Here is a 14,776-nt window from a genome sequence, read left to right on the forward strand (position 1 = left end):
TGCTAATCAGACGCGGGGCGGTTTACAAATGTTGCATAACGCCGCCGTTCCCCTTACAATCGGATTCAGGCATGCAGCTTTCATTACTGGCTGTATTCAGGCTCATTCACAGGAGGACTTCATCGTGGAAACGTTTGACCTTATCGCGCTTGAGATCGCGTTCGGACAGCAGACCAAGCCGCTCGCGTTCACGTCGGCCGAGCTTGTCCGCGTGACGGAATACGGCGACCGGCTCTGGTACGTCGACATAAACGGGGTGGAAGACCGGGAGCTTCTGGCCTGGTTCGGCCGAAGCGAGGATATTGGCGTGACGCTGACGGCTGTCGCGGGCAGCGGCCAAGTGTTCCGGGGCAAAGGGTATTTTCATCCGAACGAGCCCCATCAGGCTGCGGCGATTCGCGGCGACGGCGAACTGTTCGAGCAATAGTTGCCCTGTGCCAACCGAAGCGGTTGCGCCGAAAAAAGCTGCCTAACGGATCCGCGAACGGTCCCGTTAGGCAGCTTTTTTGGTGGAACGATTAAGATTTGCTATGGGCGATTTCCGGCGTCGTCAGGCGGTCGTAGAACTCCACGCCTTTGTCCTTGTTCTCGGAATCGCGCAGCGCCATCGCGGAACGAGGGTGCTCATCCAATATGCCGGTAATCATGTAAGGGATGATGTAGCCCCATTCTTCCTTCTCGCGAAGCGGAATCATATATTTCTCGATCATGTCGAGCACCGGGCGAATGTTGTATTTCGTATTTTGCAGCTCGGCTACGAGCAGCTCGGTGTTGCAGTTTCCAGCCGCCCTGCCCATGCCGTATACGGAAGAGTCAAGCAGCTCGACGCCCTTCTCCGCCGCGAGCAGCGTGTTCGCGAACGCAAGCTGCAGATTGTTGTGCGCATGCACGCCGAGTCGCTTGTTCGGCAAATGCTGCTTGAACTTGTCGACGAGGTAGGACATGTCGCTCGGCTTCAGGCTGCCGTAGGAGTCGACGACGTATACGACGTCAACCACGCTTTGGTTAATCAGCTCGAACGCTTCGATAAGCTGATTCTCCATGACATTCGAGAGAGCCATAATGTTAAGCGTCGTCTCGTAGCCGCGGTCGTGGAACACCTGCACGAGCTCGAGCGCCTTGTCGACGTCCTGAATGTAACAGGCAACCCGAATCAGGTCGAGCATGCTTTCGCTGCGCGGCAAAATGTCGCTCTCGTCCACGCGGCCGATATCGACGAGCGCGGAGAGCTTCGTATTGCCCTTGTTCGGGATTACTTTCTTCAGGAAATCGTCGTTCAGAAACCGCCACGGTCCGGCGCTGTCGGCTCCCTTAAGCAGCTTTGGCGAGTTTTTGTAGCCGACTTCCATATAGTCGACGCCGGCTTCATTCAAGCATTGGTACAAATGCTGAACGAACTCGACGCTGAAATCCCAGTTGTTTACGAGTCCGCCGTCGCGGATCGTGCAGTCAACAATTTTGCAATGGCTCGTTTTTGAATGCATGCGTTGTTACTCCTTTTATTTGTGAACATGAGTTCATTTTTTTCTCATTTTACTTGAAAAGGATATAGAACGCAAAATGTTTTTGTCGATTTATGGCTGAGCCAGGAGCTTCCTGGCTTCGTCCGCCAACCCGTCGCGGAACGGTTTGACGGCCGGCAAATCGACGGCCTCGCCGTCCTTCAGTTCGGCGACCCGCTCATCCGTCTCCGCGAGCGCGGTCAGGAACTTCGCGACGAGCTGCCCCGTGACGGAATCCGCGGCGTCCGCCACCGTCTTCATATAGCTCGCCTTCACTTCGTCCAGCAGCTTCATGGTTTCGCGGTCGTAGATCGGCGAGTTGATCTGACCGTTCACGTACATCGCCAAATAACGGTCGACGTATAGGCTCAGCACCTCCTCGCGCTCCGGCGAATCCTTGTATTTGTCGAGATATTGCTCGGCCTCAAGGGCGCGGGCGGCCAATTCGTCCCACGCGATGACGAGCCCGCCGTCCTTGACCGTCGCTTTGTCGGATTCGGCCGCCTTCAGCCCGATATACGCGTTCATCGGCTCGGACAGCTGCTCGCCGAACCTCTTCTGATAGCCGTAATCGACGATCGGGTAGATGGAGCCTTCCACCGTTTCCAGCTTGTATCCGCCTTTGAACGCGCCCAGCGCAAGCTTCTTCGCCGCTTCGTCCTTAATGGAAGCCGCCGCTTCCTCCGTAATCGGCCATTGTTCGGCAAGCAGCGCCTCCTGCACGCCATCCTCGAAGAAGGCTTGCTGCGCCGCTTCCAGATTCGCGTCATAGTACGCGTGCAATGCGCGGAGCATGGCGTCGGCGGTCGCTTGATTCGCGACGGATATATGCTCGGTTATGAACGCCGTAACAACCGACGCGTCCGCCGCATCCTTCAGAGCCGCTTGTAGCCGGTCCAGCAGCTCCTGATCGACTTTGCCTTCAGGCGTGGCCGCAGGCGGTTCTTCCGATACCGGCGGATTGGAACCGGCACCCGCATTCGCATTTCCATTGCCCGCGTTTCCGCCCCCGCCGCAGCCGGATACGATAAGCGCGGCCGCCAAACAAACGCCGATCAGCATGCTCTTCCACTTGTACGATTTCATTTGGCCCTCATTCTTCATTTATCATCATTCCTCTCGATCTTTATTGTTATGAATAAATCCTCCGGATAAAGTTAAAGACGGTTTTTCTTCAAAAAAAGTTCGCATCAAGCGTAAACGGCTGACGCCGTCCTTTGGCGGCATAAGCTCGTTTCGCGATGAAATATAAGCTCATTTATAAGTGCAAAACTTATAAACTCTTTTATTTGAAAAAAAGCCGTCCCGGCGCTTTCGCGCCGAAACGGCTTCATTAATCATAAAAAAGGGCGATCATTCCGGTTTATTTCACGATCGATTGAGGCTCCTGCCCGAAGTGGCCGGAACGGTTCACTTTCGTCTGCAAGTACTTCTCGTTGTATACCGAGGCGTTGCCCCACAGCGGCACCCTTCCCGCGACGTTCATGCCCGCCTTGCGCAGCGCGTCCACCTTGCGCGGATTGTTCGTAATGATCGATACCGGCGCCTGGCGCAGTACCTTCAAGACGGCGATCGCCTCGCCGTAATCGCGGGCGTCGTCCGCGAAGCCGAGCTCCGTGTTCGCGTCGACCGTATCGAGGCCTTCCTCCTGCAGCAAATAGGCGAGCGCCTTGCTGAACAAGCCGATGCCGCGGCCTTCGTGGTTCGCCAAGTAGAACAGCGCGCCCGATCCGTGCTCGGCGATGATCCGCATCGATTGCTTCAATTGGAAGCCGCAGTCGCATCTCGCGCTGCCGAATATGTCGCCCGTATGGCAGATGCTGTGCATCCGGATCAGCGCGTCGGGATTATGCTCGAAGTCGCCGTAGACAAGCACGCTCGATTGCTGTAGATCGGCGTATGAAGTATGGTTCAGGTCGTCGACCAGCCGCTCGGCGGTCAGCTCCTCCCCCGCCTCCTTCCGCAGCCAGCTGTACCAGTGGAAAATTTTCGTCTCGCCGTCGAGCTCGACGGGAAGCTTGACCGGACCGACGACGTACAGATCGTCCCCGCCGTGCCGCGTCCGTTTTAGTTTATCCTTAATGATTGCTGCAAGGTTTGGCTTAATCATTTATGCGTACACCTACTTTTGCGGTAATTTATGGAACGATGATTAAAATTGCACCGACAAATAGCTGAGCGTGCCGAATTGATAGCTGCGGTAAACGACCTTCGGCGCGTTCGCAGGATCGCCGCTGCCCATCGCGATGTAGAGCGGGACGAAATGCTCCGCGCGCGGTACTGCCATTGTAGCATGAGGCGCCAGTTCTTCATATCGGAACAGCGAATCGGTGTCCCGCTTGTTCATGTTCCCGATCAGCCAATCGTCGAATTCGACAGCCCAGCTCTCCGGCTCCTCCTGGCCCCACTTCACCATCCGCAAGTTATGGACGGTGACGCCGCTGCCTATAAGCAAAATGTTGCGCGAGCCGAGGCTGCGCAGCGCTTCGCCGATACGGAACTGCTCCTCCGCGGTACGGTACGGATTGACCGATACTTGAACGACCGGCACGTCCGCCTTCGGAAACAGATGCTTCAGCATCGTCCAAGAGCCGTGATCGAGTCCCCGTTCATGATCGTAGGCGACGGGAATGCCGCTGCCGGTCAGCAGCTCGCCGACGAGAGCGGCGACCTCGCTCGAGCCATTAGCCGGGTATTTCACCTGATACAGTTCGTCCGGGAAGCCGTAAAAATCGTATATCGTCTCATATTCGTCATCCTTAGACGAGATCGTGACCGCCTCGGTTTCCCAATGGGCCGTGAAAATAACGATCGCATCCGGTTTTAGCGCAGCGCCCGTGCGCTGCAGAAATTCGCTATATTCGTTCTGCTCGATGGCGAGCATCGGCGATCCGTGCGCAAGAAATAAAGGATTCATGACTTGCCTCCTCCAAATTCACTTACTATTTGTAACTAATTATAATTTTATAACTATTAATAGTCAAGTAATTAACAATAACCAGGTGTGCTTGTATATAGATGATACTGGAGTTATACTGAGGGGAACATAAACGAGGTGATAAGAATGGAACAGTCCGAACTTTGTCCGCGTTTCCAGAAAGGGATGGACATAATAAGCAAACGCTGGACCGGCCTTATTATATATCAGTTGTTATCCGGACCGCAGCGCTTCTGCGCCGTTCAGTCCGCCTTGCCGATCAGCGGCAGGCTGTTGTCGGAGAGGTTCAAGGACCTCCAGTTCGAAGGGATCGTCGACCGTCACGTCTACCCGGAAATACCGGTCCGCATCGAATATTCGCTGACGGAGAAAGGGCGCGCGCTCGAGCCGGTCATCCGCGAGATCGAGGCTTGGTCGCGGAATTGGATCGAGAAGGAAGAAGCCGCGGAGGAATGCTGACGCCGAGGTACGGATGATCCGGTTTACAAATTTCCCTTACAGGTTTAAAATTAAAAGGTAAACCTATTACGCTGAATTTTTCGAAACCGAAAAAGCGGGGGAACCAAACGCGGGCGCTTAGCGCTTCGCAAGGGGTGAATCCGGGGCTTGCGGCCCCGGTAGGGCATACTCTCTGGCCCGAATCCGACAGCTAACCTCGTAAGCGGCAAAGGAGAGGATTATTTATGTTGCGTCAAACCGCAAGTCATCACGTTCCCTATTTCTCCGAACAATCCCCTTCATTAACGGTTTCTCGTATCGAACTGTTCGTCATTCCCGCGCTTGCCATCGATTCCCCCGGGTATCGGGTATGTCTTCGCTTGACAAGCGATGCCGGATTCGGCTGGAGCGAACTGTTCGTCGACGAGAACGATGAAATGATCGACCTCGAGCGATGGAGCGACATTCTCGTCGCATTCGTCGGCCGGATCGGTCTGCCCCCGCTGCACGATTGCCAGTACGACGGTGCTGCGCAGTCGGGACGGGCGCTTGACCTGTTCAAAGCCGCCGTGAACCATGCCATCGCGCAATCGCCCGACCAGACGCCGGTTGCGGCGGATTCGGAGGAATACGTGCTTCGCCAGAGAGCCGTGAACTATTTGTCGCTGCTCTAAGCGGATCACAACAAAAAAAACGGGCGGAAACGCCGGTTGCCGATAGGCTGCCGCGCTTCCGCCCGTTTTTTTGTTGCTATCTAACCAGCCATCCCCCGTCGACGGCCAATATATGTCCGTTCATGTAATCGGACGCGGCGGACGCCAAAAATACGGCCGGACCGACCAAATCCTCGGACTTTCCCCAGCGGCCGGCCGGAATGCGCTGCAAAATTTGCGTGCTGCGGACCGGATCCTCGCGCAGCGCCTCCGTATTGTCCGTGCTCATGTAGCCCGGAGCGATCGCGTTGACCTGCAGTCCCTTGCCCGCCCATTCGTTCGCCAGCGCCTTCGTCAGTCCCGCAACGGCGTGCTTGCTCGACGTATAGCCCGGAACCGTAATGCCGCCTTGAAAAGACAGCATTGAAGCGACGTTGATGATTTTGCCGGAGCCCTGCTCGATCATCCGCTTGCCGGCAAGCTGGCAGAGCACGAACACGGAGTTGAGGTTCACGTCGAGCACTTCCTGCCAATCCTCGTAGCTGTGCTCGGCGGCCGGCGTGCGGCGGATAATGCCCGCGTTGTTGACCAAAATGTCGATGCGTCCCAGCTCGTCCGCCGTGCGCTCGATCATGCCGGCCAGCTTCGAACGGTCGCCGACGTCGGCCTGGATCGTGATCGCTTTGCGGCCGAGCGAGCGGATTGCCTCCGCCGTCTTGTCGGCCGGCGTGCGGTTCGTGACGAGCGCCACGTCCGCTCCCGCCCTGGCCAAGCCTAGCGCGATCGCTTCGCCGAGTCCCCGGCCCGCGCCTGTTACGACGGCAGCTTTGCCCGTCAAATCAAACAAATTCATTGGCTCACACCTTCCCCTTGCTTCGCTTTCCGCTATCCGGAAGCGGCGCCTTCATGATTCGGATTTGATGCGCCTCGTACTTCGCCGCCACGTCCTCCCCGATCCCGTCATCCGTAATGATGGTGTCGATTTCGTCCAGACCGGCGAACGTAATGAGCGCGCCCTTGTCGAACTTGCTGTGATCCGCCAGACAGTAGACCGTCTTGGCATTCTCCAAATAAAGCTTCTTCAGCTTCGTCAATTCTTCCGTGAATATGGTCAGCCCGTACTCCAAATGAACGCCTGTCGTGGATAGGAACAGCTTATGAACGTTCAGCTTCTTGATCCACTCGTGCGACTCGGCGCCGATCAGCACGTTATTGTGGCGGTAGCCGCCGGGCACGACCAGCCTTACCTGATCCTTGGCCGTCAGCTCGCGAACGATGAGCAGATCGTTCGTCAGCACGGTGACGGGGATGTTCGGCAGCCGCCTTGCCATCTCCAGCGTCGTGCTGCCCGCGTCCAGCGCGATGATGTCGTTCTCCTCGATGCAGGTCAGCGCCAGCTGGGCGATCGCGCCCTTCTCCCGCTGATGCTTGCTGTTCGGGAATTGGAGCGGATACAGGCTGTCCTCCCCGTTCTGCTCCAATACCGCGCCGCCGTGCGTCCGTTTGAGCAGCCCTTTCTCTTCGAGCTTCTCGAGATCCTCGCGGACCGTCTTCTCCGTCACCTGGAACTGCTCGCTCAGCTCGGAAACTTTAACCGCGCCGTGCTGCTCCAGCCTTTCGATAATTTTGCGGTGGCGTTCTGCGGCTAACATGATGCTTTAACACCTCCTGTTGCGAATGCTGCTATTTTAGCTCGCTGGCAGGCACGGCGTCCATATCCGTAAACGTATAATTTTCGCCGGCCATCGACCAGCAGAACGTGTAGTTGCTCGTTCCGACGCCGGAGTGGATCGACCAAGGCGGCGAGATGATCGCCTGCTCGTTCGCCACGACGAGATGCCTCGTCTCCGAAGGCTCGCCCATCATATGGAAGACGCGGGCGTCGTCGTTCATGTCGAAGTAAAGGTACGCCTCCATGCGGCGGTCGTGCACGTGCGAAGGCATCGTATTCCAGACGCTGCCGGATTGCAGACTCGTGACGCCAAGCATCAGCTGGCAGCTTTGGATGCCGTCCGCGTGAATGTATTTGTACAGGATGCGTTCGTTCGACGTCTCCTGCGAGCCGAGATGAGTAGGATTCGCCTCCTCCATCGTCATTTTGCGCGTCGCGATGGCGGCGTGCGCAAGCGCGGAGCAGAAATAGAGCTTGGCGGGATTCGATTGATCCAGGCTCGCGAGCAGCACCTGGCGCTTGCCTTTGCCGACGTACAGCACGTCAAGCTTGTTCAGCTCGTAAGTCTCGCCGTCGACGGTGATCTTCGCCGGTCCGCCAATATTCAGGAAGCCGATCTCGCGGCGCTCCAGAAAATATTCGGTCTTCAGCGTTGCCGCCGCTTCCAGCTCGAGCGATTCCTTCACGGGAAACGCGCCGCCGATGACCATGCGGTCGTAGTGCGTGTAGGTCATTTTGATTTGATCCTGCACGAACAGGCTTTCGATCAGAAACTCGCTGCGCAGGCGGTCGGTCGCATATTGCTTCACGTCGGTCGGGTTTGTCGTATGACGTACTTCCATCGGGATAAAACCTCCTAAAAAGTTTGTATTTGTTCGTTTAATATAGTATCACACATTTACGAACATAAACAGTACATTTTCTTGTGAGGATCAATTTGCGTCCATGCATGATTCGACTCGCTATTTACAAACCGTCGGTCGGTTTATATAATAAAATCAATTAAGGGAAAATGGAGGCTTATCGATGAAGCAAGAGGAACGCAGGGAGCAAACGACCAGGCTGCTGCTCGATTCGACCAGGGCGCTCATAACGGAAAAAGGCTGCCAGGCCGTCACGATGAAGGATATTATGGAGCGCTCGGGCCTTTCGAAGGGGGCCATATTTCATTACGTGAAAGCCAAGGACGATATTTTTGCTTGGATTTTGCAGGAGAGGCTCGAAGAGACGAACGCGAATTTCATGAACGAAGTGAAGCGGGGCCGCACTACCTTCGACGATCCGATGAGGAGAATCGCGGAGCATTTCCCTTCGCTTCAGGATCCCTCCGAGGTGACGAACAAGGTGCTCATTTATTTGCTCGGGAAGGAAGAACAACCCGCGGTCGCGGAAGCGCTCAGGAAGTTTTACGAGCGGTCCGTGCAGCTGTCCAGACAGTGGATCGCGACCGGGCAGGAGCATGGGGTCATTAAGGAATCGGTCGATCCGGACGCAGCGGCCGACCTGTTCGTCCTGCTGTCGCTCGGCCTGCGGGTCCGCTCAACGATCCCGGACGCCTCGGGGCCATTCGACGCAAAGGCGTATACCGATTTCGTGGTCCGGACTTTACAAGCCGAATAGAAACGACAAGAGAGGGTGATGCCGTCATGAACGGATGGTTAACGATGCATCTGGTCGGCGTATTGCTGTTCGCCGGAAATATTATTACAGCCGCTTATTGGAAGGTGCGGGCGGATTTGTCGAACGATCGGGCTCATATTCACCATACGGTTCGGGGCGTCATGCTCGCCGATTACGTATTCACGCTGCCCGGCCTCGCGCTTATTATCGTGTCCGGAATCGCGATGGCCGCGCGGGAAGGGATCGGGCTGAACGGTTTCAACTGGCTGACGGCTTCGCTTATTTTGTTTGGCGTGACGGGCGCCATCTGGCTTGCGGTGCTGCTGCCTCTTCAGCGGGCGATGATCCGCCATAGCAAGGTCGGCCCGGACGGCCAAGCCGGAGATGCGGGCCTCTCCCCGGAATATCGGCGCGCGTCCCGCCTATGGGCTATTTTCGGCATCGCGGCCACGCTGCTTCCGCTCGTGATTTTGTACCTGATGATCGCCAAAAGCTTCTAATAAGGAGGGATGCAAAATGGTTCCTTTCTACGCGCTGATCGTTTCGTTCGCCGTATTCCGGGCGCTTGGCCTGCTCGGCATTTCCTATTTCGACGACTGGCAGTCTCCGCTTCAATGGGCGGTGGCCGTCATGCTGCTGCTGACCGCTTCCGCGCATTGGGGCGGCAAACGGGCCGACCTGATCCGGATGGTCCCGCCCGCCTTGCCGAGGCCCGATCTGCTCGTATCGGCAACGGGCTTGCTCGAAATCGCGGGCGCGCTGGGCATTGTGCTGCCCGGCGTCTCGCGGCTCGCCTCCGTCTGCCTCGCGGTCATGCTTATCGCCATGTTTCCCGCCAACGTGCGGGCCGCGCAGGAGAAGCTTACGATCGGCGGGCGGCCCGTGCCGGGCCTGCCTGCGCGCACCTTGCTGCAGGCGGTGTTCATCGCGGCCATCCTGCTGGCGGGCTGGCTGTAGCGGAAAGCCGGGTGCCGGACGCTATCGCGAACAATCCCCCATTCGTCCACAATACCTCCTCTGCAATACTTATTATAGTTATCATAAAAAGTATGAAGTCGAAAAATGGCGGTGCTTGGGAGAATCCCCCCTGCGCCGCCATTTCGTATTCGGTCTGTTGCCGCCTTATCGCGAACGGATTTCCTGGCGCATGAACAGCGCGTACGACAAGCCGAAGCATACCATCGTTGCGGCCAATAGCCCGACGAGCTGCGGCCAGGACAGCAGGACGCTTTGGAGTAGCGGCAGCGGGCTCGCGATTGCGCCGACCACTTGCTCCGTCGTCAAAGGCCCGAGCGTGCGGACGTTCGGCATCAGCAGCGTGCTCGTCGCTTCGGAGAACAGATACGACGGCGAAAGCCGGTTCAGCAGGAGCATTTGTTCATAATGCCGGAGAAGAACGGAGAACGCGGACGACTCCGCCGGCGCCGTCGCCTTGTCGATCAGCCCCGTGATCATGCTGTAGAAAACGGAGAAGAACAGCCACAGCGCAATGCCGGACAATGCGGACGTCGCCGCCTGACGGAAGCAGATCGAGAACAGGATGGACAGATTAAGCCAGAAGCCGACAAACACGACGGCGACCAGCAGAAACAACACGACGCGCATCGCTTCTTCGGGCGTCGGGGGATAACCGATCGTAACCAGACCGAGGCCCATGACCAGAAATCCGAGCGAGAACAGAACGACCGCGATCAACAGCAGCGCGGCCGCGAACTTCGCCAGAATAAAGTCCCCCCGGTAGACCGGCTGCGACAGAAGCCGGCTCAGCGTTCCTTTGTTCCGCTCCGAGTTGACGGCGTCGAAACCGAGCGCGATCCCGATAAGCGGGCCAAGGAACGAGACGAACGTCACGAACGTCGGCAGCGTGCCGTCGGAGGCGGTGAACATTTGCAGGAACAAATACTCGTCGTCCGCTTGCCCGGATTGCACGCCGGCTTGGATCGCGGTGACAGCCGCATAGATCGAGCCGATGCACGCAAGGGCGACGATGCCGAGCAGAATGACGAAGCGCCAGCTCCGCATATGATCGCCAAATTCTTTGGCTACGATGGCACGGAACGGCGACGCGCCTCCCTTCCCGCGATTTGCCGATTCGAACCTTTCGGCGGAAGGACGCCTGTCGCCTAGCAGGCCGGACAGCCGCTTCCAATAACCGCCGCGGCTAACGATTGTTTCGCTCATGCGAACCGCCTCCTTCGAAATAACGGTGGTAGATGTCGTCCAGTCCGTACTGCTTGCGCCGAATCGCGTGCAGCCGGGCCCCGCTTTCGATGACCAGCTTCGCCGCGTCCGACGTCTGGTCGCTTCCGAACACGAAGCTCGCGCGGCTTGCTTCTTCCGGGTGGCCCGGCAATCGGACCGGGCTGCCGGATCCGATGAAGCCGTCTAGTGACTTCAGCCTCTCCGTCAGCGCCTCCGTCCAGCACGACGCCTCGATCTCCACCGTGACGGAGCCGTCTTCGTCGAGCTGCCGCGCGAGCGAGGCGACGTCGCCGCAGGCGATAAGTTCGCCGCGCACGAATAAGCCGACCCGGTCGCAAATTTGCTGCACTTGATGGAGATGATGCGAGGACAGCAGCACCGTAAGACCTTCGTTGCGGCTCATCTCGCGGATGAGCTGAAGCAATTCGCGCACGCCCTCGGGATCGATGCCGAGGGTCGGCTCATCCAGAATGACGACCTCCGGCTTTTTGATCAGTACGTCCGCGATGCCGAGCCGCTGCCTCATGCCTCGGGAGAAGGTGCCCGCTTTCTTCCCCGCCGCCTCCCCCAGCCCGACGCGGTCCAGAAGCTCCAGCGCTCTTCGGCGCCCCTCCTGCGCGTTCAGCCCGTTCAAGCTCGCCGTGAACATTAAGTTATCGAGCGCTGTGCGGTCATCGTAGAAGCCAATATCGTCCGGCATGTAGCCGACCCGCCGTTTGACCTCGAGCGACTGCCTCGCGGGGTCGAGGCCGCAAACGCGCGCCGTTCCGTCCGTCGGCTCGGTCAAGCCCAGCATCATCAGAATCGTCGTCGTTTTGCCCGCGCCGTTCGGCCCGAGAAGTCCGAATATTTCTCCGCGCTCGATCGTCAGATTCAATCCGTTGACCGCGGTGTGCCCGCCGTACCGTTTCGTCAGCCGCTTCAGATCGATAACGGACTTCCCTGACGGCGGATAGTCGGTTGCCCGCTCCATCGTTACCGCCTCCCGTACTTGCGGAATAAATAATACAGCCCGGCTATTACGGCAAGGATGACCAGTATGCCGATCCAGCCCCAAAGCACCGACGATTTCACGGCGACGCGAAACTGCGCGTCAGCCGTCTTCTCCGCCGACGAAGCCGTCATGCCGACGACGTAATCGCCGGGGAGCGCCTTCTTATCCGCTTTGATCGTCGCTTGGACGCGCGCGGTGCCGCCCGGCTCGATGGCATCGATCGTCGAAGGCTCGAACGAAACCTCCCAGCCGGACGGGCTGCTGGCCGACAGGCTGACCTTGTTCAGCTCCGCCGTTCCGTCGTTGGTCACGACGAGATCGAGCTTCCGCTCTGAGCCCGCCGTCACCTCGGTGCTGAGCAGCTCGTTCGGCGTACTAAGCTTCAGGCTGTACGTTCCGGTAATGACGGCCTCGAGCGTCGTCTCGCCCGACGTGGCGTTGTTCGAAGCGGAGATCGGAATTTTATAGCTGCCGGCGCTTGCCGTCTGCGGCGGCACGGCGCTGATGCTGATCGATTTCTCGCTGTTCGGCTCCACTTCGACGGACGTAACGCTCGTTCCGCCGTCCTTGAACGAAATATCCCAGCCGGGCTCCGCCTTCGCGGCAAGCGCGTACGTCTGCTTCTCCGCCGTGCGGTTGCGCAGCGTCGCGCTGAAGCTGAACGTCGAATCGGAATGGCCCTGCATGTTCGGCTGGTCGGTCGTCAGCTCCGTCCGGAACGTGCCTTGCTCGGATACTTCGACGGACAAGGGAAGGACGCTGTCCCCGGCTTTCACTTGAAAACGGTAAGCGCCTTTATTGACTTCCAGCGGCACGTCGAGCCGCAAATTGACCGTCTGCGATTCGCCCGCTTTAACCGCCAGCCTGCTGACGGCGCGTCCTCCGGTCGTAAGCTCGTAAGACCAATCGTTGCCTCCGGCGTCGAAGCCGAGGTCGACGCTCTGCGTGCCCGTCCCTTGATTGATGACCTCGATCGAATACGAGATGGAATCTCCCGGCGGCGCCGACAGCTCCAAATACGGCGTATAGAGCTCTACGGCCGACGCCGCGGATGCCGGCTCCGCGGCGGCCCCGGCCGCGCCTCCCCATACCAGGCTTGCGGCGAGCAACCATTTGACCGCCTGCTTTCGGCATGCACGAAGCATGTGAATCCCCCCTGAAACGTATGATTTTGGTCCGCCCTCTGAATGGCGGCATTCATAATCGTTACGAACGGGAAGGCTCCTCGGATTTACGCAGGGAAAAAAAATTTTAGTTTCCGTTTCTGCCTTTTTTTGATAAAACAATGAATAACGGGAATCGGAACAGCAAGCCGAAGGAGGAGGACAATGAACCCGAAGGACGATAAAATGTCCGAAGCGCTTCGGGAAATGTGCGAAGGCTCGGTTGAGGCATTCGACCGGTTTTATGCCCATTATGCGCCGTTCATTATGCAAATCGCGCTTCGGACGCTTGGAGACACGATGGAAGCCGAGGATGTGTGCCACGATGTCATGCTCGAGGCGCTTCGCCGCGGAACCGGCTACGATCCCAGCCGCGGTTCGCTGGAAGCATGGCTCGCGGTAATGACGAAGAGCCGCTGTCTGGACCGCCTGCGCCGCTCGAAGCGGGTCGTTCAAACCGGCGAGACCGAGCGAAATTTCGCGAATGCTTGCGCGGCTCCGGCCGAGGAGGACGCGGTCGCGCTGCTGGAGAAGGAAGCGCTTCGCTCGGCGCTGCTCAGCCTGCCGGACGAGCAGCGAAGGGCGGTCATCGGAAACTATTTCGACGCGCGAACGCAGCGCGAGCTGTCCGATCGGTGGAGCGTTCCGCTCGGAACGGTGAAATCGTGGATCCGATACGGCATCCGCAATATGCGCAAGCAGCTGGAGAAGCACGGATGGAACCGGCAAGAAGAGGACGGGGCGAAGGAGGTTAACGGATGAGCGGAACGAAAAGTTCGGACCTGATCTGCAAACGAATGTATCGGGAAGAAGAGTGGATCGACTGGCTGCTCGGCAATAAAATGCCTGACGAAGCGGAATCGATGCGCCTGCATGCGGCCGGCTGCGCGAAATGCCGCTACGCAGCGGGCGAATGGAAGCCTCTGCTTGCGACGGAGCAACAGGCGGACGGCAAGTCCGACGGGGCAGCGCTCCTGCCCTCCCCTTCCGTGCGGCGAAAGCTTCGTTCGAAGGTGAAGATGAAGGGGTGGCTTGCTCGGGCTGCGCGAGGCATGGCTTCCGGAAAAGGACGGATCGCCGCGGCGTCGGGGATCGCGATCCTGCTTTGCGCCGTCATGCTGCAGAGCGTGCCGGACGAACCGGACGCGAAGCATAGCCGGTACGTGGAAGCCTATGAGCCGCGGGCGCTTTCGTTCATGAACGATCCCCGGACGGCCGGTTTCCCGGTACATGCGTTAAGAAGCGAGCTTGGGGCAGGCTATGTCTGGTTTAATGAAGGCTCCGGCGAAGTGCTGCTGCTGCTGGAGGGAATGCTGCCGAGCGACGGATTCGTCATCCAAGCTTGGCTGCTCGAAGGCTCCACGCACCGGAACATGGGCGTTTTGAAGCATTTGGAAGCCAGCCGGGCCCATCTGTACTTTAAGGACAAGGCGATCGCCCGGCCGCAAAATATCGCGCTTACCGTCGAGCCGCACGGCGGCAGCCTGGAGCCGACGTCACCCGACGCGCTCGTTATACGACTTCAACGGCCGTAGCGAAGCGCGGCACTATCGCCATGCGGCCGAGCAATAGCGATCGCCCGCAACATCGCCTA

At 58.4% G+C, this 14,776-nt stretch carries 18 protein-coding genes and 1 riboswitch; of the genes, 8 read left to right on the plus strand and 10 right to left on the minus strand.

Annotated features, from left to right (window positions below):
- The first annotated feature begins 124 nt into the window (after positions 1-124).
- On the plus strand, positions 125-427 hold the full coding sequence (locus IDH41_RS03380; RefSeq protein WP_190858295.1) for a hypothetical protein: 303 nt from the start codon (positions 125-127) through the stop codon (positions 425-427).
- 91 nt (positions 428-518) lie between these two features.
- On the opposite strand, the gene IDH41_RS03385 is transcribed toward IDH41_RS03380, so the two are convergent.
- The 4 genes from IDH41_RS03385 to IDH41_RS03400 form a co-directional block, all read right to left on the minus strand.
- Entirely contained in the window at positions 519-1,484 is a 966-nt protein-coding gene (locus IDH41_RS03385; protein ID WP_190858297.1) for an aldolase catalytic domain-containing protein, read from the minus strand.
- Positions 1,485-1,574: 90 nt separating this feature from the next.
- Complete coding sequence (locus IDH41_RS03390; protein WP_190858299.1) at positions 1,575-2,606, minus strand: hypothetical protein; 1,032 nt, start codon at positions 2,604-2,606, stop codon at positions 1,575-1,577.
- 259 nt (positions 2,607-2,865) lie between these two features.
- Positions 2,866-3,612 (minus strand): GTP cyclohydrolase II, encoded by a 747-nt coding sequence (locus IDH41_RS03395; RefSeq protein WP_190858301.1) that lies wholly within the window; start codon positions 3,610-3,612, stop codon positions 2,866-2,868.
- A gap of 42 nt (positions 3,613-3,654) precedes the next feature.
- A complete protein-coding gene (locus IDH41_RS03400) occupies positions 3,655-4,419 on the minus strand; it encodes a DODA-type extradiol aromatic ring-opening family dioxygenase (protein ID WP_190858303.1) in 765 nt (254 codons plus the stop codon).
- A gap of 147 nt (positions 4,420-4,566) precedes the next feature.
- Here IDH41_RS03400 and IDH41_RS03405 point away from each other — a divergent pair, with 147 nt between their 5' ends.
- A complete protein-coding gene (locus tag IDH41_RS03405; RefSeq protein WP_190858305.1) occupies positions 4,567-4,899 on the plus strand; it encodes a winged helix-turn-helix transcriptional regulator in 333 nt (110 codons plus the stop codon).
- 59 nt (positions 4,900-4,958) lie between these two features.
- Positions 4,959-5,120: riboswitch (cyclic di-AMP (ydaO/yuaA leader) on the plus strand.
- A gap of 3 nt (positions 5,121-5,123) precedes the next feature.
- Positions 5,124-5,552, plus strand: coding sequence for a hypothetical protein (locus tag IDH41_RS03410; RefSeq protein WP_190858307.1), 429 nt, complete (start codon positions 5,124-5,126; stop codon positions 5,550-5,552).
- A gap of 76 nt (positions 5,553-5,628) precedes the next feature.
- On the opposite strand, the gene kduD is transcribed toward IDH41_RS03410, so the two are convergent.
- The 3 genes from kduD to kduI are packed head-to-tail and all read right to left on the minus strand — an operon-like array spanning position 5,629 to position 8,045.
- Positions 5,629-6,384 (minus strand): 2-dehydro-3-deoxy-D-gluconate 5-dehydrogenase KduD, encoded by a 756-nt coding sequence (gene kduD / locus IDH41_RS03415; RefSeq protein WP_190858309.1) that lies wholly within the window; start codon positions 6,382-6,384, stop codon positions 5,629-5,631.
- A gap of 4 nt (positions 6,385-6,388) precedes the next feature.
- Complete coding sequence (locus IDH41_RS03420) at positions 6,389-7,183, minus strand: DeoR/GlpR family DNA-binding transcription regulator (protein ID WP_190858311.1); 795 nt, start codon at positions 7,181-7,183, stop codon at positions 6,389-6,391.
- Positions 7,184-7,214: 31 nt separating this feature from the next.
- Positions 7,215-8,045, minus strand: a complete 831-nt coding sequence (gene kduI, locus IDH41_RS03425) for a 5-dehydro-4-deoxy-D-glucuronate isomerase (RefSeq protein WP_190858313.1) — start codon at positions 8,043-8,045, stop codon at positions 7,215-7,217.
- A 184-nt stretch (positions 8,046-8,229) separates the two neighbouring features.
- Here kduI and IDH41_RS03430 point away from each other — a divergent pair, with 184 nt between their 5' ends.
- The 3 genes from IDH41_RS03430 to IDH41_RS03440 are packed head-to-tail and all read left to right on the plus strand — an operon-like array spanning position 8,230 to position 9,780.
- The gene (locus IDH41_RS03430) at positions 8,230-8,823 is read left to right on the plus strand and encodes a TetR/AcrR family transcriptional regulator (protein ID WP_190858315.1); all 594 of its coding nucleotides are present in this window, start codon (positions 8,230-8,232) and stop codon (positions 8,821-8,823) included.
- Positions 8,824-8,849: 26 nt separating this feature from the next.
- On the plus strand, positions 8,850-9,323 hold the full coding sequence (locus IDH41_RS03435) for a DUF2269 family protein (RefSeq protein WP_190858317.1): 474 nt from the start codon (positions 8,850-8,852) through the stop codon (positions 9,321-9,323).
- 16 nt (positions 9,324-9,339) lie between these two features.
- The gene (locus IDH41_RS03440) at positions 9,340-9,780 is read left to right on the plus strand and encodes a DoxX family protein (RefSeq protein WP_190858319.1); all 441 of its coding nucleotides are present in this window, start codon (positions 9,340-9,342) and stop codon (positions 9,778-9,780) included.
- A 165-nt stretch (positions 9,781-9,945) separates the two neighbouring features.
- On the opposite strand, the gene IDH41_RS03445 is transcribed toward IDH41_RS03440, so the two are convergent.
- The 3 genes from IDH41_RS03445 to IDH41_RS03455 are packed head-to-tail and all read right to left on the minus strand — an operon-like array spanning position 9,946 to position 13,164.
- Positions 9,946-11,004: an ABC transporter permease gene (locus IDH41_RS03445; protein ID WP_190858320.1), complete on the minus strand. Its 1,059-nt coding sequence runs from the start codon at positions 11,002-11,004 to the stop codon at positions 9,946-9,948.
- Entirely contained in the window at positions 10,985-11,998 is a 1,014-nt protein-coding gene (locus IDH41_RS03450) for an ABC transporter ATP-binding protein (protein ID WP_190858322.1), read from the minus strand. The genes IDH41_RS03445 and IDH41_RS03450 overlap by 20 nt, the downstream gene beginning before the upstream one ends.
- Before the next feature lie 2 nt (positions 11,999-12,000).
- Positions 12,001-13,164: a COG1470 family protein gene (locus tag IDH41_RS03455; protein WP_190858323.1), complete on the minus strand. Its 1,164-nt coding sequence runs from the start codon at positions 13,162-13,164 to the stop codon at positions 12,001-12,003.
- A 183-nt stretch (positions 13,165-13,347) separates the two neighbouring features.
- Here IDH41_RS03455 and IDH41_RS03460 point away from each other — a divergent pair, with 183 nt between their 5' ends.
- Complete coding sequence (locus IDH41_RS03460) at positions 13,348-13,944, plus strand: RNA polymerase sigma factor (RefSeq protein WP_190858325.1); 597 nt, start codon at positions 13,348-13,350, stop codon at positions 13,942-13,944.
- The gene (locus IDH41_RS03465) at positions 13,941-14,717 is read left to right on the plus strand and encodes an anti-sigma factor (RefSeq protein WP_190858327.1); all 777 of its coding nucleotides are present in this window, start codon (positions 13,941-13,943) and stop codon (positions 14,715-14,717) included. Before IDH41_RS03460 ends, IDH41_RS03465 begins: the two co-directional genes overlap by 4 nt.
- The last annotated feature ends 59 nt before the right edge of the window (positions 14,718-14,776 follow it).

It is taken from the genome of Paenibacillus arenilitoris, from assembly GCF_014705655.1.
Lineage (GTDB): Bacteria > Bacillota > Bacilli > Paenibacillales > Paenibacillaceae > Pristimantibacillus > Pristimantibacillus arenilitoris.